The sequence below is a fragment of the Collinsella aerofaciens genome, assembly GCF_015552075.1.
Classification (GTDB): domain Bacteria; phylum Actinomycetota; class Coriobacteriia; order Coriobacteriales; family Coriobacteriaceae; genus Collinsella; species Collinsella aerofaciens_Y.
Genome location: NZ_JADNDZ010000002.1, coordinates 1 through 1,217 on the forward strand (window position 1 = coordinate 1; position 1,217 = coordinate 1,217).

The following is a 1,217-nucleotide window of genomic DNA, read 5'->3' on the forward strand; positions in this document are numbered from 1 at the left end:
TGGATTGGCTACACTGATGTGGACAGTTCCGGGAGGGGCGCAGGAGACGGGAGGGCCGTATATGAGGGACCCCAGGCACCCGAGGCATTTCACCGACGAGTTCAAGAGGCAGATAGTCGACCTCTACAACGCCGGCAAGCCCAAGCGCGAGATCATGGACGAGTACGACCTCGGCAAGAGCACCGTGGAGAGGTGGATCAAGTCGATAAACGCGACCGGCTCGCCGCGCGCCGCGTGCAACCGCACGCCCGAGCAGAACCGGATCCTGGAGCTCGAGCGCGAGAACCGCAGGCTCCGGATGGAGGTCGACGTCTTAAAACAAGCGGCGCTGATATACGCTCGAAAGTGAGGGCCATAGCGGCCAACGAGGGCCGCTACCCCATATCAGCGCAGTGCAGGCTCCTCGGCGTCGCGAGGTCGACGTACTACTCCATGCGCTCGCGGGCCGACCGGCCCGCCGCGCCGGACCCCGCCGCGCCGGCCGTGGTCGCGGCCCACGCCGCCAGCAAGGGCCGGTACGGCTCGCGCAAGATAAAGGCGTCGCTCGAGAGGTCGGGCGTCACCGTCAGCCGGCGCCGGGTCTGCCGCATCATGAGGGAGAACGGCCTGGTCAGCGCATACGGCAGGAAGAGGTTCAAGGTGCACCCCGGGGCGGTCAACGAGGCCGACGTGCCCAACGTCGTCGCGCGCGGCTTCGGCGGCAGGGCGCCGCGCACCCATATATGCAGCGACCTGACCTACGTGCGCGTCGGGGCCTCGTGGAACTACGTCTGCCTGCTCGTCGACCTCTACAACAGGGAGATCGTCGGCCACTCCGCCGGGCCCAGGAAGGACGCCCGGCTGGTCAAGTCGGCGTTCGCGACGCTCTCCTTCCCCATCTCGGACATCGAGGTCTTCCACACGGACCGCGGCAGCGAGTTCGACAACGCCGAGATCGACCTGATGCTCGAGGCCTTCGGCATTGAGAGGTCGCTGTCGGCCAAGGGCTGCCCCTACGACAACGCCGTCGACGAGTCGACCAACAGGATACTGAAGGCCGAGCTCGTCCACCGCGAGACGTTCGGCACGACGCGCGAGCTCCGGGCCAAGCTCTCGGACTACGTGCACTGGTACAACAACTTCAGGATCCACTCGACGCTGGGCTACATGTCTCCGGTCGAGTTCAGGGAGGCGGGGCTGTCCCTCCCGGAATCGTCCAAATAGGTGTTGCCAATCCA

1 protein-coding gene is annotated in these 1,217 nt (G+C 66.1%); it reads left to right on the forward strand.

Annotated elements, in window-relative coordinates; translation table 11 throughout:
- Nucleotides 1-61 precede the first annotated feature (61 nt).
- A protein-coding gene (locus tag I2D41_RS00100) for an IS3 family transposase (protein WP_370448105.1) occupies nucleotides 62-1,203 on the forward strand; the annotation gives its coding sequence in 2 pieces (ribosomal slippage) (nucleotides 62-320 and nucleotides 320-1,203; 1,143 coding nt in all).
- Nucleotides 1,204-1,217: the final 14 nt, after the last annotated feature.